This is a genomic window from Streptomyces sp. NPDC028305 (assembly GCF_055569495.1).
Genome location: NZ_JBVHTN010000011.1, coordinates 65,481 through 82,822, shown reverse-complemented (window position 1 = coordinate 82,822; position 17,342 = coordinate 65,481). Strand labels below are relative to the sequence as shown.

The following is a 17,342-nucleotide window of genomic DNA, read 5'->3' as shown; positions in this document are numbered from 1 at the left end:
GACCGTTCCCATTGGCAGATCCAGCGCAAGGGGGACGAGGAACTGGCCGTCCATCCCATGGACGGCACGGAGCCGCGCCTGGTCGACGACTTCGTCCGGCACCTGGTGTCCGAGCTGCGCGCGTACAACGAAGTGCGTGTCCCCTCCGCCCGGATGAGGCTGCGGGCCGCCGTCCACCACGGTCCGGTGGAACTGGCGGACAACGGGTTCGCCGGCTCGACCGTGGTCACCACCGCACGGCTGCTCAGCTCCCGTCACCTCTACGACGCCTTGAAAGCACACCACGGCGCCCACCTTGCGCTGCTGCTGTCCGACGACGTCTACCGGTCCACGGTGGCCGGCGGGCACACCACCCTCTCCGGCGCCGACTTCCGCCGTGTCGTCGTGAACGAGAAGGAGTGCGAGGCCGTCGCCTGGCTCCGCGTCCCGGGACACGATGCGCACGGGCCCGGATCCGGCCCCCGAACCGGCGGGCCCGCGACGCCGAGGCCGCGGCCGCCCGTCGACGACAACCGCGACAGCGACTCGATGGTCCGTAACGACTACCGGGGCGAGCAGATCAGCGTCACCAACTTCACCGCCCCCGTGGACCTGCGCGGCGGTGTCATCGGCTTCGGCGGGAGTACCGGTGGCTGACGACGCCGAGGGCTGGGACCTGTCGGACGGGCTCGGCGAACCACCCGTCCCCGGTCTTGAGGGGCCTCTTCAGGAACAGCAGGAGAGCCCCGGGCCGACGGAGCGGCCGGGCGACGACTCCGGCTCCCACCCCCGCGCCGAGAACGTGGAGCAGCCCGAGCCGGACGAAAAGGAGAAGGACGGCAAAGGCTACGACGACCTCCGCCGCGTCCTGGGACAGCAGACAGTTCACAACAACTTCTACGCTTCCGTGGACGCGTCCGGCGCGGCGTTCGGCTTCGGTACGGCCGCCACCCCCGGGCTCGCTCCCGGCTCGGTGGCGCCATCGGAGATCGACAAGGCGCTGCGGTTCTACCTGGGCCCGCAGCCGTGCTTCGACGAGGCGTTCGGCAAGCTTGAATCGGAGCACATCGTTGTCCTGACCGGCCAGGACAACAGCGGGCGCGCGGCAGGCTCCTTCGCACTGCTCAGAAAGATCACGGGCGGCGGGGCCGGACTGCGGAGTCTGTCGCCCGCCAACTCGCTGGCCGACCTGGCCGCGTCGCGTGACATCAAGGCCGGCCAGGCTTACGTGATCCTCGACTACGTCGGGGAGACGCATGTCGACGCGGTGCAGGCGTTCGGGATAAAGCGGCTGAGCGAGGAGCTACAGGGCAAGGGCTCCTACCTGGTGATCACGGCTGCCGAGGACACCCGGCGGCGGCTGGCGCTTCGGGACTACTGCGTCCCATGGCACACACCGGATCCACTGGAGCTTTTCCACCACTGCACCCAGCTGCCCTCGGCACCGGATGTCCCGTCGGACCTCCCGGCGGAGCTGCTGGAGCGCGTCAAGGAGCTGCGCCGCCCGGCGGACGTCGTCGCCGCGGCCACTGGACTCGCCGACGGACCGGACGTCGCGCTGAAGGCGCTGACGGACAGCGACAGGGAACTCGTCCGAAACTGGTTTCACAAGGAGCCGCCTGCCGGTGATCTGCTGCCACTGGCGGCCCTCGCGTTTCTGGAGGGAGTCCCGGAACGCACCTTCGAGCAGCATTCCGTCCAGCTCAGCGCCCATGTCCGCGACTGGGAGCAGACAGGTGAGCTCCCCGCCGCCGAGGCGGACGGCGCGGCCACGACCGCACGGCGCGGCGTGGTCTTCAGGCAGACCCGCGCCCGGTGGAAGGAACAAGCGGTCGGACTTGTGCGGACTGAGCGCCGAGCCGGTCCGGGACAGGATCCCAGCCGCAGCGAGCGGCGGATCGTCTTCCACTCACCTCGGATTCGCGAACTGGCCATCGCCGAGCTGCACGACCTGTACGGGTACGAACTCTGGTACCCACTGCGGCAGTGGCTCAGCGGGCTCTCGCTGGTTGACGACCTGGACGTCCGTGCCGAAGTGGCCCGTGGCGTCGCGCTGCTCGCCCGCCACGCGCTCGTCGAGGTGGACGAGAACCTCCTTCGGACCTGGGCCGGCGGCATCACCAGCCAGCGCGTGACGACCGCGCTCACGCTTCAGTTCATGTGCGACGACCCGCATCTGGCGCCTCAGGCGCTCAACGTGGCGCTGGGCTGGGCCGATCGAAAGGGGCCCGAGCGGGCCATCACATCGGCCATGGCACTCACTGGACGGCTCGGTTCGCTCTACCGCCTCGAAGCGCTTAACTGGCTGTGGTTTCTGACGCATCGGGGCGAGCGCATGGCCTTCGCCGCGCGCCGTTCGCTGGTCCTCCTCCTCCAGACCGCCGAGCGGGAGCCCGACCGCGCGGTGTTCATGCTCCGCTACGTACGCACTCGGATAGCCGGAACGCCCCGTCGGTCCACAGCCCGTTCCCATGCGCTGCGGGCAACTGTGCAACTGCTGGAGGCCCACCAGCTGGAGGGGACCGGCCCGCTCCCGGCCGCGCTGCTGAGCGGCATTCCGGATGGCGCGCGTCACCTCGGCTCGCTGTGGACCAGTGTGCTGCTCAGCGTCTGCCGTCGCAGGGCCGTCGGCGCCCTGTGCCGCACGCTGGTGGCACTGCGTGACGAACCTCAGGGCGCCGACGTCGTATGTCATCTCGGCGAGGCGATGCACGCGGAGATGAGTCCTCGGCAGTGGGATGCGCTGCGCAAGGACCTGCCCACCGCTTTGAACCACCCCGAGTACGCGATTCCCGGCGCCCGCGAGCTGGCCCATGTGCTGCTCGGATCGCTGAGCAACTAGCCGCTGGTGGGCAACCACCCCCATGTCCCCTTTCCTCAACACTGTCCCATCGCCTCAAGGAGGACGAAGCAAGTGAACTACCCGGTAGTCGCGGAGCATGTGCTCGGCGCAGTCCAGGGAAATTGGTGGTCGCGACGACGCCGTCGCGACGACGTGCCGGAGCTGCCGCCCGGCGCGGTCTACGTCTTCAGGGTCGGCGGGAACTACCGACAGTTCCCCGAAGGCATGGTGTTCGACCCGTCTCACGCCGACGTGCTCGACGCGTCATCGGTCAGCCTGGTGGACGTCAGGGCGCGGCTGGTGGAAGTCGAACGAACCGTTCCGTCGGTGAGCGAAGCCGACAACTTCACGATCCGGGCCTCCTTCACCTGCCAGGTGACCGACCCCACGGTCATCGCCCGGCAGGGGATCGTCGATGTGACCGTCCCGCTGCGCGCCTATCTCGCGGGCGACAGCGAGCTGCCCAGGTCGAGCGCCGGATATCGCGTGGAGGAGGTGAATGTGGTGCGTCGCGAGGTGACGCGCCGCCTGACCGCGTACAGCGCCATCGTGACGCCCCGTGTCGCCGGGATGAGCGTGGAGTTCGTCGGCGCCGAGGTACAGGTCTCGGAGGATCTGCGGACCTGGGAGCAGACACTGCGCGACGAGCGCCGCTCCCAGGAGCTCATCCGTGGCCAGCGTGACTTCGAGACGCAGGACGCCCAGCGAATAGCCGAGCTCCTCTCCCAGGGATCCGACTACGCGGACGCCTTCGGCATCGTCAGGGACCGGATCGACGTGGCCCAGGCGGCGGCACGGATCCACCAGACCGCCCACGAGGAGTCCGCCCGGAGCGAGCGGGCCGCTGACGGGGACCGGGCACACGCTCACGCCCTGGAGACGGCGCAGGCACAGATGCGGCGTGAGGTCGTACTCACCCTGCTGCGGCAGATGGGTTCCACTGACGACTTCATCGACTACCACCAAGTGCTCGATCAGGTGCTGCGGGACATGGGCGGACAGCTCGACCCCGGCCCCGGCCGCGCCGACCCGGCCGTTCGCGCCGTTGAGTCCGGGCGGGGGCGTTCCGGACCGAACGCGTCCAGGCGCACGGGAGGGCCAGGGCACCCGCAAGACGGCTTCATCAAGGATGAGGACGATCTCCTTGACTGACTCGGCGGCCTCAGCAGAGCCCTCACCCGGGCGTTTCGATCTGGCGCGCCGGTTGCGCACCCTGACCGGCGTCGACGAGGACCTGCTCGCCAGAGTCCGGTACGAGCGGAACAAGTACACGGCGCTCGGCGGAGTGGTGCTTGGCACCGCTGTCATCGCCGCCTTCTCCATGTGGAATTTCGCGACGGAGGCGCTGGGCCGGGCATCGTTTCTGGCCCTGATTCCGACCGTGATCTGGATGCTGTTCATCCTCAACCTCGACCGCTGGCTGGTCACCCCGCAACCGAACGCGCGACGCCGGGTCGGTCCGCTCCTGCTACGGCTGATGATCGCCCTGGTGCTCGGCGCCGTGATCGCCGAGCCACTGGTGCTGCGCATCTTCGCGACCGCCGTGGAGGAACGCATCGCGGACCACCGGAACAACGCCCTGGACCAGTTGCGGGGCAATCTGGTGCGCTGCAATCCCGTGCCGGATGGGACCGAGGTCAAGCCGGTCGCGGGCTGCGGCCGGTACGTCCTCACCTTCGGCTCGACGCCCGGCGGGCAGTCCGACGAACTCGCATCGATACGTTCGGACGCCGCCGCGCTCCAGAAGCGGGTCGACCAGGACAACGACAAGTTGGACGACATCGACGAGGAGGTCCGGGACGAGTGCCGGCGGCTGATCCGTGTCGCCTCCACCGGGCTCTTCCAGCGGACGTCCGAGTGTCTGCGGCTGCGGGAGACGGCGAAGGACTACCGGGCCACGCATCACACCGAGGAGAACGAGCGGCGCCTGGAGGCCATGAACGACCGCATATCCGAGATAGGGGGTCAGCTGACGACCTCGCGTGGCAGCTTCCTCCAGGAGCGGGCCAAAGGAGTTGAGCAGCGTCTCGCGAAGGAGCGGGCGAAACAAAAGGAGATCGGCGTCCTGGAGCGGATGCGCGCGCTGGACGAGCTGGCCGGCGGGAATCCGGTGCTCTTCGTCGGCATATGGCTGGTGAGGGTGCTCTTCGTACTCCTCGACGCGCTGCCCGTGCTGGTGAAGTTCCTCGGGGGCGAGAGCGCCTACGACCGGATGCTCACCAGCGAGAGCAACAGTGCAGTCAAGATCCACAGCGAGAGGTTGCGGCTGGCCGAGCGCCGGGCAATGGCGGATACCGAGATCGCCCAGGACGCGATTGAGCAGGAAGTCAGGCGGAGCCGGGCCGAGTCCGAAGCCGCCCACCGCGAGCACACGGCGGCGATGCATATCCGGGTCCGTCAGGCGGTGAACTCGCTGGAGGAAGAACTGCGGCGCACCTCGTCAGTCTGATCGCCGTCCGCGTAGCAGCAAGCCGCCCCGGCCTCAGCCCCGGGGCGGCCACCCGGACGTTCACGGAGGGAGAGGGCATGTCCACACGTGGGTCAGACGCGAGGTCCGGCCAGGGCGGAGAACTCGTACGCATTCTGATCACGGAGACCCGGGAGGAGCTGCTGAAGGCGGACAGCAAGGCGGGACTGATGCTCACCGCCCTGGGGGCGGCGCTGACCGCTCTGCTCGGCACGATCAGCGCCGGCGGCATCGCACCACAGAGGTACGCCCCGGTGCCGCAGATCCTCTTCTGGGCGGGATGCGCGGCGTGGGTGCCGGCACTCGTCATGTTCGGTCTGGCGGTGGCACCGCGTGCGGGAAAGCCGCAGCGGTCGCGTGCGCACTACTTCGGAGATGCCGCTGGGATGTCCTCCGTTGAGCTCTTCGCGGACCTCGTGCGGCAGACCGACCCCAGGGAACGAAACCTGAGCCAGTTCTTGACGCTGTCGCGTACGGTATGGCTCAAATACCGCTGCATACGGCACGGGATGGCCTGGAGCGCGGTCTTTCTTGTGCTCACCCCGTTCGGCCTGCTGACCGGGGCCTCGGCTTGACGGGTGGGCCGTCTCGCCGGCATCAGCGGCACATCAGGGCATGAGCGCCGGCGCTGTGAACCCACGGAAGTCCGGCGTCTCCGCCGTCTCGCTCGCCATCTGGCGCCGGTAGGCGCCGGGCGGCATGCCGACCAGCTCGGTGAAGCGGGTGCTGAAGGTGGTCAGCGACGCGCAGCCGACCTCGAAGCAGACCTCGGTGACGCTGAGATCCCCGCGGCGCAGCAGCGCCGTCGCGCGCTCGATGCGCCGTTTCATCAGGTACGAGTAGGGCGACTCGCCGTAGGCGAGCCGGAACTGGCGGCTGAGGTGTCTGGCCGACATGTTCACGCCGCGGGCGAGCGCCTCGACGTCCAGTGGCTGCGCGTGCTCCCGGTCGATCCGGTCGCGGACGCGGCGCAGCAGCGCGAGGTCGTCCAGACGCTGCGCCGCGGCGCGTGCACGCCCCCACGAGGGGTGACACATGAGAGAACTCCTTTCAACGTGCCTGCGGAGGTGGGCGGCTGATGGTTCAGCGCAGCTCCTGGATGCGGACCATGTTGCCCGCGGGGTCGCGGAAGGCGCAGTCGCGGATGCCGTACGGCTGCTCGGTCGGCTCCTGGACCACCTCGGCGTCGCCGGCCTGGACGTTCTCGAAGGTTGCGTCGAGGTCGTTGGTGGCCAGGAGGATCCAGCCGTAGGTGCCCTTGGCCATCATCTCGGAGATGGTGCGGCGCTCGTCGTCGGTGATGCCGGGGTCGGTGGCCGGGGGTGCCAGGAGGATGGAGGTGCCGGGCTGGCCGGCGGGGCCGACGGTGATCCAGCGCAGCTGGCCCCGTCCGACGTCATTGCGGACCTCGAAGCCGAGGATGTCGCGGTAGAAGGCCACGGACGCGTCCGGGTCGACATGCGGAAGAACGCTGGTGTGGATGGTGATGTCCATGCCGATGACGCTAGGTGCGCCTCCGTGACCGGCGCTTCTCGAATCCTGATCGATCTGGTCGTCAGCAGGGTGGTGCAGGCAAGCTGATGTCACCGCCGACGTGGCGGCTCCACACATCGGCCGCCGGCGTGTTTCTGGTGACGGCACAGATCCGCTTGATGTCCACGCCAAGGTCCATGTTCCACAGCCTGATCTCCTGGTCGTCCCCGCCGCTGGCAAGGGTCCGGCCGTCCGGGCTGAACGCGAGAGCGCGGATGACGCCGGTGTGGCCCTCCATCGGTTCGCCCAGGGGCGCCGCCTGCTGCGGATGGGAGACCTCCCACAGCCGGACAGTCGAGCCCTCGCTGGTCGCCAGTGTCCGCCCGTCCGGGCTGAAGACCGTGGTGGAGATGTGGCCTGCGAAGCCGGTCAGCGTTTTCAGAGCCCTGGGCCGCCTTGGGTCTGAGACCTCCCACAGCCGCACCGCGCCCGAGCCGCCGCCGACCAGGGTCTGCGCGTCCGGGCTGAAATCCAGCGTCGCGACGCCGGCGCCACTCAACGGCTCTCCCAGGGGCACAGCCCGGGTCCGCTCCGAGACGTCCCACAATCGCACCCGTGAATCGCCGGCGGCCGCGGCCAGCGTGCGCCCGTCCGGGCTGAAATCCAGCGCGTTGATCCCGCCGATGATGTCGATTCGAGGCCGCTTCAGGGGTTGGGGGCGGGCCGGGTCCGAGACGTCCCACAGGAACATGGAACCGTTGCCGGTGCCGGCGGTTTCAGCCTCGCTGCCGGTAGCCAGGGTGCGTCCGTCGGGGCTGAAGTCCAGCGCGCAGACGCCGCCGGGATGGCCGATCAGTTTTCTCAGGGCCTTGGGGCGCTTCGGGTCCGAGATGTTCCACAGCCGGAAGGCCATGCCCGCGGGACTGGTGACCAAGGTGCGCCCGTCCGGGGTGAACGCCAGGTGATCGATGTACTCGGCGCCCTGCACGGTTTGGCTCAGGGGCCTGGGCCTGGCGGGGGCGGACACGTCCCACAGCCGGAGTCCCGGATCGGTGATGGGTGCCACACCGCTACGGGGGTAGCTCCCCGTGGCCAATACGCGGCCGTCCGGGCTGAACGCCAGAGCACGTACCGACCCCGTGGTCTTGTCGTAGCCGGTCAGCGGTGAGCCGAGTGGCTTGGCGCGGTCCGGGTCCGAGACGTTCCACAGCCGCACCGTGCGGTCGAAGCCGCCGGTGGCCAGGGTACGTCCGTCCGGGCTGACCGCGAGGGCGCAGACGCCGGCACGGTGAGCGGTGACGGGCGTCGACAGGGGGGTGTTCCCGTAGGCGACCAGACGCGAGTAGGTCCCCCCGCTCGGGTGCGTCCGGTGGACGGCCAGGGTGAGTTGGGCCGCCGCGGACACGTCGGTGCCGCGCAGCCGGTCGGCGGCAGCCCCTTGAGGTGGGGAGGGGGCGCGGACTGCTGGGGCGCCTCGCAGAGTTGAAGCAGCCCGGGCCGCCGCTCCGGTATCAGGCGCGGTCTGCGGCGGCCTTGGGCGCCTCCGTGGCTGTGGGCTCACTCGTGCAACAGGCGTCGGTGGCGTCGAGTGCCGCGCTCTTGCCCATCTGGTCCGTGTCGCCCTTGACGGTGTAGACCTCCCAGGGTTCCTTGCCGGGGCCGTGGACCCAGACCTTGTCCTGGAGGGCGTAGCAGCATGAGGTGTCGTTCTCCTCGAACGTGGCGAGCCCCGCGTTCTTGAGCCGATCGGTGGCGGCCGTGACCTGGTTGGGGTCGGTGACCTCGACCCCGAGGTGATCCAGGCGAGTCTGCTGGCCCGCTTCGCCTTCGATCAGGACGAGCTTCAGCGGTGGCTCGGTGATTGCGAAGTTGGCGTATCCGGGGCGGCGCTTGGCCGGCCGGACCCCGAAGAGCTTGGAGTAGAACTCCACCGAAGCGTCAAGGTCGGGCACGTTGAGCGCGAGCTGAACGCGAGACATGAGGGGTCTCCCATCGGGCTGGATCGATGTTCTTCGATGCAAGATTGCGTGCTGGATCGAAAAACGTCAACATAGAAGTATGTCGAAACAAGAGCTTCCGGTGCTTGGTCAGGACGGCCTCGACGACTGCTGTCCCGGACTGCTGACCGCCCCGCTGGACGAGAGCCAGGCCGTCGAGCTGGCCAAAGTGTTCAAAGCACTGGGCGATCCGATCCGGCTCCGGCTGCTGTCCATGATCGCCTCGCGGGCCGGGGGTGAGGTCTGCGTATGTGACCTCACCCCCGCCTTCGAGCTCTCGCAGCCGACGATCTCCCATCATCTGAAGCTGCTGCGTCAGGCCGGGCTGATCGACTGCGAACGCCGTGGCACCTGGGTCTACTACTGGCTGTTGCCGGAGATGACCGACAAGCTCGCCGGAATCCTCACCCGCCCGGCCGGGCAGCCCCTGCCCGAGCCTGCCGGGGCGGCGGGAGACATCTCGTGACCGCCGACACCACGCCGCCGGCGGCCACCACGCTGCCGGTCGCCGCGCGTCTGTCGTTCGTGGACCGGTTCCTCGCCGTGTGGATCCTGCTCGCGATGGCCGGCGGTCTGGGCCTGGGGCGGCTCGTTCCCGGGCTCGGTGATGCCCTGGCGAAGGTGACCGTGACCGGCGTTTCCCTGCCGATCGCGCTCGGTCTGCTGGTGATGATGTATCCGGTGCTGGCCAAGGTCCGCTACGACCGCCTGGACACGGTCACCCGCGATCGCCGTTTGCTGATCCCCTCGCTCGTGCTGAACTGGGTGCTCGGCCCAGCGCTCATGTTCGCGCTCGCCTGGCTCTTCCTGCCGGACCTGCCGGAGTACCGGACGGGCCTGATCATCGTCGGCCTGGCCCGCTGCATCGCCATGGTCATCATCTGGAACGACCTCGCTTGCGGCGACCGCGAAGCCGCCGCCGTCCTCGTCGCCCTCAACTCCGTCTTCCAGGTGATCGCCTTCTCGGCGCTCGGCTGGTTCTACCTCACTGTGCTCCCCGGCTGGCTCGGCCTGGAACAGACCGCCCTCGACGTCAGCGTGTGGGAGATCGCGCGCAGCGTGCTGATCTTCCTCGGCATCCCGCTGGCCGCCGGATTCCTCACCCGGCGCCTCGGCGAGAAGGCCAAGGGCCGGGCCTGGTACGAGACGAGACTGATCCCGAGGATCGGCCCGTTCGCCCTCTACGGGCTGCTGTTCACCATCGTCGTGCTCTTCGCCCTCCAGGGCGATGCGATCACCTCGCGGCCGGTGGACGTGGCGCGGATCGCCTTGCCGCTGCTGGTGTACTTCGCCGTGATGTGGGCCGGATCCATGGCCCTGGGCAAAGCCGTGGGCCTGGACCATCCGCGTGCGACAACGCTGGCCTTCACCGCCGCGGGCAACAACTTCGAGCTGGCCATCGCCGTCGCCATCGCCACCTTCGGCGCCTCCTCCGGGCAGGCCCTGGCCGGAGTCGTCGGCCCGCTCATCGAGGTCCCGGTCCTGATCGGCCTGGTCTACGTGGCCCTGGCCGCCCGCCGCTACTTCCCCCCACCCCCCGCCATGGCCGCCGAGCACACGCCCGCCCGGGAAGGTTCCACCCGTGTCTGACACCCACAAGCCGTCGGTGCTGTTCGTCTGCGTCCACAACGCGGGCCGTTCCCAGATGGCCGCAGCCTTCCTCACCCACCTCGCGGCCGACCGCGTCGAAGTCCGCTCCGCCGGTTCGGCACCCGCCGAGCACGTCAACCCCGCCGTGGTCGAGGCGATGAATGAAGTCGGCATCGACATCGCCGCCGAGATCCCGAAGGTTCTGACCGCCGAAGCCGTCCAGGCGTCGGACGTGGTCATCACCATGGGCTGCGGTGACGCCTGCCCGTACTTCCCCGGCAAGACCTACCTCGACTGGAAGCTCGACGATCCGGCCGGACAGGGCGTTGAGGCGGTCCGGCCGATCCGCGACGAGATCCACGCCCGCGTCCAGCGCCTCGTCAGCGAAATCGAGATATCGCGGCGTCCCATGCGTTGAGGTAAGCCGGGCGTACGGCTGGTTACACAACAATGACATTGGGGCGTACAACGGGAGACCTGCTTTCCGCGTCGGACTGTGTGGGGGTGCGGCGCGCGGTGCGTGCCGTGTCGAACTCGACCACGCTGAAAGGCAGTTGTATGTCCCGAGCAGGACGCAGGATCCGTACCGCACGGCTGGGCTCGCCCCTGGCCGCCGCGGTGCTGCTCGCCGGAGGGCTCAGCGCCTGGGCCCTCACCGGAGCCCCGGCCCAGGCCGCCCCCGCGTCGGTGGACGTCCAGGACGACTTCAACGGCGACGGCTACGCCGACCTCGTCATCGGGGCGCCGAACGCCACGGTGTCCGGCAAGGCGAAGGCCGGCTACGTGGCCATCACGTACGGCTCGGCGAACGGACTGTCCACCGCCAACAAGAAGATCGTGAGCCGGTCGACCAGCGGGATCCCCGGCTCCGCGACCGCGGGCGAGCGCTTCGGGCTGACCTTCACCAAGGGCGACCTGGACGGCGACGGCTACGGCGACCTCGTGATCGCGGGCGGCCCCGGGGGCTCCGTCGTGCTGTGGGGCTCCGCCTCCGGGCTCACCGGCGGCACGAAGCTCGCCGGGTACGGGCAGGCCCCGCAGGCCGGTGACTTCGACGGGGACGGCAAGACCGACCTCGCGCTGTTCGCCCACAGCAGCGTCGCGGGCGACGACCCGCCGAGCGCCAAGGCCGCCCTGTGGAAGGGCCCGATCTCACGGTCCGGCACGCCCGCCGCCGTGCTCAACATCCTCGACAAGTCCGAGTGGTGGGGCTACGACGAGGACGACGCCTCCTGCGCCACCGGTGGCGGCTGCGAGGAGGACGGCGACTCGATCAGCGGGCCCATCGTCAACGGCCACGTCGGCGACATCAACGGCGACGGCAAGGACGACATCGTCCAGTGGATCTACACCGGTGACGGAACCTGGGGCAACCGGCTGCTGAACGGCGGCGCGTCGGGCTTCACCAAGTCCTGGGTGCCCGGCGAAGGCGCGGGCAGCGGCGTCGCGGGCACCGGCGTGGGCGACGTGAACGGTGACGGCTTCGACGACGTGGTGGTCGGCGTCGACGGCTGGAGCAGCAAGGTCCGCGTCGCCTACGGCTCGGCCTCCGGCCTGTCCGAGGCGAACACGAAGTCCTTCGACCAGGACCTGCCCGGCTTCTACGGCGCGGAGGAGGAGGGCGACGGCCTCGGCACGGCGGTCTCCGTGGACGACGTGAACGGCGACGGCTACGCCGACATCGCCCTCGGCATCCCCGGCGAGGACTTCAGCGGCCTCACCGACGCCGGTTCCTTCGCCCTGGTGCCCGGCAGCGCCTCCGGCTTCACCGGCACCGGCAGCCAGGTCTTCCACCAGAACACCGCCGGCGTGCCCGGAGTCGCCGAGACGGGCGACGAGTTCGGCGCCACCACCGCGCTCCTCGACGTCAACGGCGACGGCCACCGCGACATCGCCGTCGCCTCCACCGCCGAGAACGGCGACAACGGCGCCGTCTGGGTACTCCGCGGCACGCCGACCGGTCTGACCACGACGTCCGCCCTCGCCTTCGGCCCCGGCGACCTGTCCGCGCCCGCCACGAAGGCGCTGTTCGGGTTCAGCCTGCGCTGATCGGCCGGGCGGAGTGACGGTACGGGCCCCGCACGGCCGGCCTCACTCGCGTGGCCCCTGGCTGCCGGCCAGGGGTCACGGCTCGGGCCCCGCGCGTCTGCCTGTGTTCACCATGCTCAGCGGTCGAGCGCAGGGGAACGGTTTGCTGTTCGTCAGCGTCGTCCCTCTCCGGGGCACGGTGGCTGTGCCCCGGAGAGGGGAGACCGGGTGCATACGGGCGGCTTCGCCAAGTGGACAAGGCGGTTCGAGGACGCGCGCGAGCGCAGGCGCGCCCAGGGTGACCCGGACTGGGAGCAAGGCGCGACGCTGCATCCGGCGGTGTTGGCCGGCATCCAGCGCTTCCAGGTCGGCGAGGCCGGTGACGGCGCCAACCTCGTCGGCAAAGCGGATGAGGCCGGCGACGGCGACTACGCGCAGGCAGTCCGGCTCTTTGTCGCCGAGGAGCAGAACCACGCCCGTCTCCTCGCTCGGCTGTTGGCCGCGGGTGGTGCGCCGACGTTGACCGGCCACTGGAGCGACACGGTCTTCGTCCGGCTGCGGCGTCTCATGGGCCTGCGCCTGGAACTGCTGGTGCTGATGATCGCTGAAGTGGTGGCACTGCGTTACTACCGGGCCCTGCGCGATGGCACCGACGACGCGCTCACTTCGGATGTGGCGGGGCGGATCCTGTCCGACGAGCAGCGCCACGTCCCGTTCCACTGCGAGCGACTGCACATCTCCCTGGCGGAGCTGCCCCGCGCGATGCGCCGCCCGGTGATGGCCCTATGGCAGCTTCTTCTGCTCGCGGTCTCCCTCGTCGTCGCCGCCGACCACGGTCCGGCGCTGCGACGACTCGACATCGGACGCCTGCGATTCGTGGCTGATGTCGCGGCCTCGTCCGGCGCGGTCGTCTCCGCGGTGCTGTCGCCCCGCCCAGACGCATGGACGAGCCCGGGCTGACAACGGACAGCCCACCGCTTCCCGCCCACCATTGCCCGTTCGGGCGCGTACCTCGTGCGGGTCCCAGCCCGGGTGTCCAGGCTTGACCTTGGGATGTGTCTCCTCGTGAAGGTGAAAGAACATGCCGACGTACATCGCCTTGCTGAGCTGGACTGATCAAGGGGCCCAAAACTACAAGGACACCGCGAAGCGTGCCGAGACGTTCGGCTCAGCGGTACAAAAGCTCGGGGCCAAGCTCCTGAGCATCTACTGGACCATCGGTCCATACGACGTTGTGGCCGTCGTCGAGGCGCCTGACGACGAAACCGCCACGGCAGCACTCCTGCAACTGGGTGGGGTGGGCAATGTCCGTTCCACGACTCTGCGGGCCTTCGGCCGGGAGGAGGTGGAGCGCATCGTCGCCAAGGCGGCCGGGTGACGATCATCTCGACCCGGCCTCGTAGCCTGGAACGGCCTCGGCGCCGATCTGCCCACCGCTCTCCTGGGCAGAGGGCAGAGGGCAGATCGGCTTGGGCGCCAGCGACCAGAACGGCGAGCTGAAGGTGCTGGCAGACGGCTATGCGTCGGTGTCGGCGTCAGGCCGAGCTGGTGCCCTTGAAGCCGTAGTGGCGGACGTCCTTGCCGTCCTCGTCCCAGTTGAGCCTCAGCGCACCGTCGGCGTACCCGCTCTTGCTACCCACGTACTTCTTGATCGTGGACGAGGTCCACGAACCGTTGCCGCTGCCGTCCATGGCCGCCAGCTTGGCCCGGATGTCGAAGTCTTTCCTGGCCAGGACGGTGTCCGGGCCGGCGTCGGCGCGCTTGAGATACAACCGGAAGTGGGCGCTGTCGAAGGTTTCCTTCAGGTCGGATCCGGAGTACCACGGGGGCGCGTCCCAGGTCACCTTGGCCTTGGCATAGACGTAACTGCCCGACCGGGCCACGCAGTTCTTGACGGTGAAGTCCCAGTTATCGGCCCACGGACCGGAGTACCCCGCGTCATCGATGGTGCGGGAGCTGCTCTTGCACTTCCAGCTCAGCGCGGACGCCGGGGAGGCGGCCAGCATCGATGCACCGACGACGGTAGCGCCGACCAGCGCAGCCGACATGACCTTCCTGCGCGCGGACGACCTCTGCGCAGGTGATACTCGATGCAGACTCAGTTTCATGGGTCCCCCTTGGGTTGTTGTTGGGTTTTACTTTGCCGAAGCAGTGGTCGATCACCCTACAGTGCCTTCTCGGTCGCCCGTTCCCGCATCAAGTAGGGGCGGCTCCTCCGCACTTGGCCTCATGCCGGGAGCGCGAGGCCGCCAGTCGATGGCATGCATCTGTCAATCACCGGACTCTGGGCGGACTCAAGTAGCACGGAGCCAGACAAAGCGAAGGGCCAGCCTGGGAGGAAACCCCTCCTGAGCTGGCCCTTTGTTCTGTGCCCCCGGCAGGATTCGAACCTGCGACACCCGCTTTAGGAGAGCGGTGCTCTATCCCCTGAGCTACGGAGGCGGGGGCTTGTAGAAAACCTTGCACGGAACTCGGTGAAGTGCCCGTGGCCAGGTCTCTCTGTCAGGCCCTGAGCGTCCTGGAAGCGACCGCTGTGGCGTGGACAGGCTGGGCCTGGTGACATGCCGCAGCGCCCGCCGGGGCGCTCGATCCACAGGGTACCGGATCGGGGCTCGGGCGGGCGCTGGTGTTGGTGGGTTGGCGGTGGGGTGCTAGGCGGTGGGGCTCAGCAAGGGGGGCCCCTCTTCGTGGAGGGCCCGGCTCGTTGAGTTCTGGGCGAGGACGAAACCGAGGGTGAGGAGCTTCTGGGCCTCGACACCGTAGGAGATCAGGCGCCCGTTCCACAGTGAGGCGTCGAGCTGGGAGTGGCCCGACTCAGCATCGCTGCGGTAAGGGTAGACGAGCTGGTGGGTGCGGGTGTACTCGGGGATCTGCTGGAGGTGCTCGGCGCGGTGGAATCCGCGTTCCTCGTCGCTTTCGCCGGCCGGGCGTTCCCCGGCACGGCTGGTGGTGGCGACGGCGACGCGGTGGATATGGGCCCCGTGGCGGCAGGGGATTTCCAGGACGTGGTACCAGCGGTAGGTGCGGGTGCCTCGTCTTTCCAGTCTTCTGATCGGCACCGGCACCAGTTCCGTCGTACCGTCGGCGAAGGCGACTTTTTTCCGTGATGCGTCCGTTGGCGGCCCATAATTCATGGATGCAGCGTCCTGGGCGGAGAATCTCGTAGAATTGTGGTTCGTTTCCTTTGTGCTGTTTGTTGATGACGAGGCCGCCGCGCCGGGCGATGGCGTCACGGTGGGTGCCGCGGAAGGCGCCGTCGTAGAGGACGCCCATGCATCCGCGGGCTGCGTTCATGATGGCGAGGACGCCGTCGACAGCGATGGCGGCTTCCCCACCCGGGTGCTGGTGGGGCACGTAGCGGGAGTCAAGGAAGACCCGGGAGAGATAGTTTTCGTCTTTCCGTGCGGAGAAGAAGACATATTTAGGGCCGTATGCTTCGTTTCCGCCTCCCTCTCGCTGTGGGGCGGATGCGGGGTCGATTCGGTGGTAGCGGATTTCTCCGGTTTTCATGTCGATGCTGCGGTGGGCCCGGGCGAGGGTCGGGGATTTGAGGACCGTTCCGTCGGCGGCGATGAGCTGGTGGCGCCCCGGGCTGCTCCAGGAGCGGCTTTCGTCTTCTGGAAAGATTCCCTGCTCGAGTGCCTGGTCCAGGGCGAGCATGCGGTACAGGTCCCACAGGTCGTCCGCGTGGTCCCGTAGGCGGCGCTGGGCGTGGAGCCACTGGGAGCGGGTCGGTCCGGTCTCCGGGAGGAGTAGGGCGGCTTCGGCACCGAGTTCGCTGCGTACTCCTGACCGGAAGATCTTCCATATCTCGGGATCTTCGAGGTGTGCGGCGGTGCGGCGCGCGGAGGCGAGGACGCTGCGGGCGGAGAGGAAGAACAAGAACGCAACATCGGGGTAGCCGCGGCGCCGGCCGACCCTGCCTGGCGGCGGGAGGGCTTCGGCAAGGTGGTGGAGGTCGGGGTTGTGAGCGCAGTCGGTGAGGCGCTCGTGGAGGGTGCGGCGGTCCCGTTCGGTGAAGGCGCGCTTGCGCGGTGTGCGCTGGGCCGGCGGGAGGGCGTCCTGGAAAATGTCGTCAGGCATGCTCGGCTCCCGCTTCCGGCGCAGGGGTGGTCCAGTCGAGGCCGATCAGGTCGGCGGCGCGGTCGAGGGAGCGGAGCCCGAGCCGACGGGCAACGTCCTCGATGGTCCGGGTCTCGTCGTAGAGGCGCACCGCCGCGTACGCGGTCAGCGAGGCCGGTTTGACGTGTGGGTCGGCACTCAGACCGATTCGGCGGATGAGGTCGGCCAGGGCGACACAGGCCCTTGCCTGCAACTGTTCGTCCGGTGCCGGAGCCGAGGAGACGGCGAGCCGGGCGTCCGGTGCTGCTTCGGCGCGCAACTGCTGCTGGGTGACGAAGGCGGATCTGGCCTTCAGGACACGCAGAGCCCAGGGATCGAGAGGGCACCAGCGGGGGTCGGTGCGTGTAGAGCCGTGCATCCAGACGGCGGCAGCCTGTTTGTCGAGGTCGCGGACGCGGATGTGACCGATCTCCCCTGTGTGTCCGCCGGACAGCGCCAGGGCGGCTGCGGCTGCGTGCCGGCTGGGCCTGGTGACGTACTCCGCGGCCTGGCGCAGGGCGATGGCCTCGTCCTCGTCCAGGGGACGGACGCGGGTGCGGGTGCGTTCGGGGAGGCGGATGCCGCGGGTGGGGTCCGTGTTGCTGAGGCCGAGGTCGTACAGGGTGCGGTAGAAGGAGCGCAGGACGGCGCGGCGTTGGTGGAGGGTGGCGTTGGCGGAATCGCCGATTCGACCGTGGCGGGTGCGGCCCTGGGCATAGACGAAGTCCTCCGCGATGTCGGCTGTCGCCTCGGCGAGGAGGGTGACGCCGCGGTTCTGGCTGTACCGCGCGTATCGCTCCAGCAGTTGCCGAAAGGCGCGATGGGTCTGGGGGGACATCTGTCCCTGGAAAGTCATCTCGTTCCA

The 17,342-nt window shown here is 69.0% G+C and carries 19 protein-coding genes and 1 tRNA gene; 12 read left to right on the top strand and 8 right to left on the bottom strand.

The window, feature by feature from the left end; genetic code table 11:
- The first annotated feature begins 57 nt into the window (after positions 1-57).
- From ACZ4WQ_RS40155 to ACZ4WQ_RS40135, 5 genes are all read left to right on the top strand, one after another.
- Positions 58-636 (top strand): nucleotidyl cyclase domain-containing protein, encoded by a 579-nt coding sequence (locus tag ACZ4WQ_RS40155; RefSeq protein WP_468022797.1) that lies wholly within the window; start codon positions 58-60, stop codon positions 634-636.
- A complete protein-coding gene (locus tag ACZ4WQ_RS40150; RefSeq protein WP_311730294.1) occupies positions 629-2,821 on the top strand; it encodes a hypothetical protein in 2,193 nt (730 codons plus the stop codon). Before ACZ4WQ_RS40155 ends, ACZ4WQ_RS40150 begins: the two co-directional genes overlap by 8 nt.
- 72 nt (positions 2,822-2,893) lie before the next feature.
- Entirely contained in the window at positions 2,894-3,973 is a 1,080-nt protein-coding gene (locus ACZ4WQ_RS40145) for a hypothetical protein (RefSeq protein ID WP_311726486.1), read from the top strand.
- Positions 3,966-5,270: a DUF4407 domain-containing protein gene (locus ACZ4WQ_RS40140; protein WP_311726485.1), complete on the top strand. Its 1,305-nt coding sequence runs from the start codon at positions 3,966-3,968 to the stop codon at positions 5,268-5,270. The genes ACZ4WQ_RS40145 and ACZ4WQ_RS40140 overlap by 8 nt, the downstream gene beginning before the upstream one ends.
- 77 nt (positions 5,271-5,347) lie before the next feature.
- Positions 5,348-5,863: a Pycsar system effector family protein gene (locus ACZ4WQ_RS40135; protein ID WP_398370684.1), complete on the top strand. Its 516-nt coding sequence runs from the start codon at positions 5,348-5,350 to the stop codon at positions 5,861-5,863.
- Between the two features lie 33 nt (positions 5,864-5,896).
- Here ACZ4WQ_RS40135 and ACZ4WQ_RS40130 read toward each other — a convergent pair whose 3' ends face one another.
- From ACZ4WQ_RS40130 to ACZ4WQ_RS40115, 4 genes are all read right to left on the bottom strand, one after another.
- A complete protein-coding gene (locus ACZ4WQ_RS40130; protein ID WP_398370686.1) occupies positions 5,897-6,325 on the bottom strand; it encodes a helix-turn-helix transcriptional regulator in 429 nt (142 codons plus the stop codon).
- Positions 6,326-6,371: 46 nt separating this feature from the next.
- The gene (locus ACZ4WQ_RS40125; protein ID WP_398370688.1) at positions 6,372-6,782 is read right to left on the bottom strand and encodes a VOC family protein; all 411 of its coding nucleotides are present in this window, start codon (positions 6,780-6,782) and stop codon (positions 6,372-6,374) included.
- 61 nt (positions 6,783-6,843) lie between these two features.
- Complete coding sequence (locus ACZ4WQ_RS40120) at positions 6,844-8,166, bottom strand: WD40 repeat domain-containing protein (RefSeq protein ID WP_468022796.1); 1,323 nt, start codon at positions 8,164-8,166, stop codon at positions 6,844-6,846.
- Between the two features lie 106 nt (positions 8,167-8,272).
- Entirely contained in the window at positions 8,273-8,740 is a 468-nt protein-coding gene (locus ACZ4WQ_RS40115) for an ArsI/CadI family heavy metal resistance metalloenzyme (RefSeq protein ID WP_385342525.1), read from the bottom strand.
- A gap of 79 nt (positions 8,741-8,819) precedes the next feature.
- Here ACZ4WQ_RS40115 and ACZ4WQ_RS40110 point away from each other — a divergent pair, with 79 nt between their 5' ends.
- The 6 genes from ACZ4WQ_RS40110 (at position 8,820) to ACZ4WQ_RS40085 (ending at position 13,754) form a co-directional block, all read left to right on the top strand.
- Positions 8,820-9,224, top strand: a complete 405-nt coding sequence (locus ACZ4WQ_RS40110; protein ID WP_398370693.1) for an ArsR/SmtB family transcription factor — start codon at positions 8,820-8,822, stop codon at positions 9,222-9,224.
- Positions 9,221-10,348 carry an ACR3 family arsenite efflux transporter gene (gene arsB, locus ACZ4WQ_RS40105; protein ID WP_398370695.1) on the top strand — a complete coding sequence of 376 codons (1,128 nt, stop codon included), beginning with the start codon at positions 9,221-9,223 and terminating at the stop codon, positions 10,346-10,348. The genes ACZ4WQ_RS40110 and arsB overlap by 4 nt, the downstream gene beginning before the upstream one ends.
- Positions 10,341-10,766 carry an arsenate reductase ArsC gene (locus ACZ4WQ_RS40100; RefSeq protein WP_398370697.1) on the top strand — a complete coding sequence of 142 codons (426 nt, stop codon included), beginning with the start codon at positions 10,341-10,343 and terminating at the stop codon, positions 10,764-10,766. The genes arsB and ACZ4WQ_RS40100 overlap by 8 nt, the downstream gene beginning before the upstream one ends.
- Positions 10,767-10,906: 140 nt before the next feature.
- Positions 10,907-12,397, top strand: coding sequence for an FG-GAP-like repeat-containing protein (locus ACZ4WQ_RS40095; protein WP_311726474.1), 1,491 nt, complete (start codon positions 10,907-10,909; stop codon positions 12,395-12,397).
- 207 nt (positions 12,398-12,604) lie between these two features.
- Positions 12,605-13,336 carry a ferritin family protein gene (locus ACZ4WQ_RS40090; RefSeq protein WP_311726473.1) on the top strand — a complete coding sequence of 244 codons (732 nt, stop codon included), beginning with the start codon at positions 12,605-12,607 and terminating at the stop codon, positions 13,334-13,336.
- Between the two features lie 121 nt (positions 13,337-13,457).
- Positions 13,458-13,754, top strand: coding sequence for a GYD domain-containing protein (locus tag ACZ4WQ_RS40085; RefSeq protein ID WP_311726472.1), 297 nt, complete (start codon positions 13,458-13,460; stop codon positions 13,752-13,754).
- 157 nt (positions 13,755-13,911) lie between these two features.
- On the opposite strand, the gene ACZ4WQ_RS40080 is transcribed toward ACZ4WQ_RS40085, so the two are convergent.
- From ACZ4WQ_RS40080 to ACZ4WQ_RS40070, 3 genes are all read right to left on the bottom strand, one after another.
- Positions 13,912-14,424, bottom strand: coding sequence for a hypothetical protein (locus ACZ4WQ_RS40080; RefSeq protein ID WP_311726471.1), 513 nt, complete (start codon positions 14,422-14,424; stop codon positions 13,912-13,914).
- Between the two features lie 321 nt (positions 14,425-14,745).
- Positions 14,746-14,818 (bottom strand) — tRNA-Arg (locus ACZ4WQ_RS40075).
- Between the two features lie 209 nt (positions 14,819-15,027).
- Positions 15,028-15,435 (bottom strand): hypothetical protein, encoded by a 408-nt coding sequence (locus tag ACZ4WQ_RS40070; RefSeq protein ID WP_468022795.1) that lies wholly within the window; start codon positions 15,433-15,435, stop codon positions 15,028-15,030.
- A 73-nt stretch (positions 15,436-15,508) separates the two neighbouring features.
- On the opposite strand from ACZ4WQ_RS40070, the gene ACZ4WQ_RS40065 reads away from it, so the two are divergent.
- Positions 15,509-16,075 (top strand): hypothetical protein, encoded by a 567-nt coding sequence (locus ACZ4WQ_RS40065; protein WP_468022794.1) that lies wholly within the window; start codon positions 15,509-15,511, stop codon positions 16,073-16,075.
- Between the two features lie 376 nt (positions 16,076-16,451).
- Here the strand turns inward: ACZ4WQ_RS40065 and ACZ4WQ_RS40060 are convergent, their stop codons facing one another.
- Complete coding sequence (locus ACZ4WQ_RS40060; RefSeq protein ID WP_468022793.1) at positions 16,452-17,333, bottom strand: tyrosine-type recombinase/integrase; 882 nt, start codon at positions 17,331-17,333, stop codon at positions 16,452-16,454.
- Positions 17,334-17,342 lie beyond the last annotated feature (9 nt).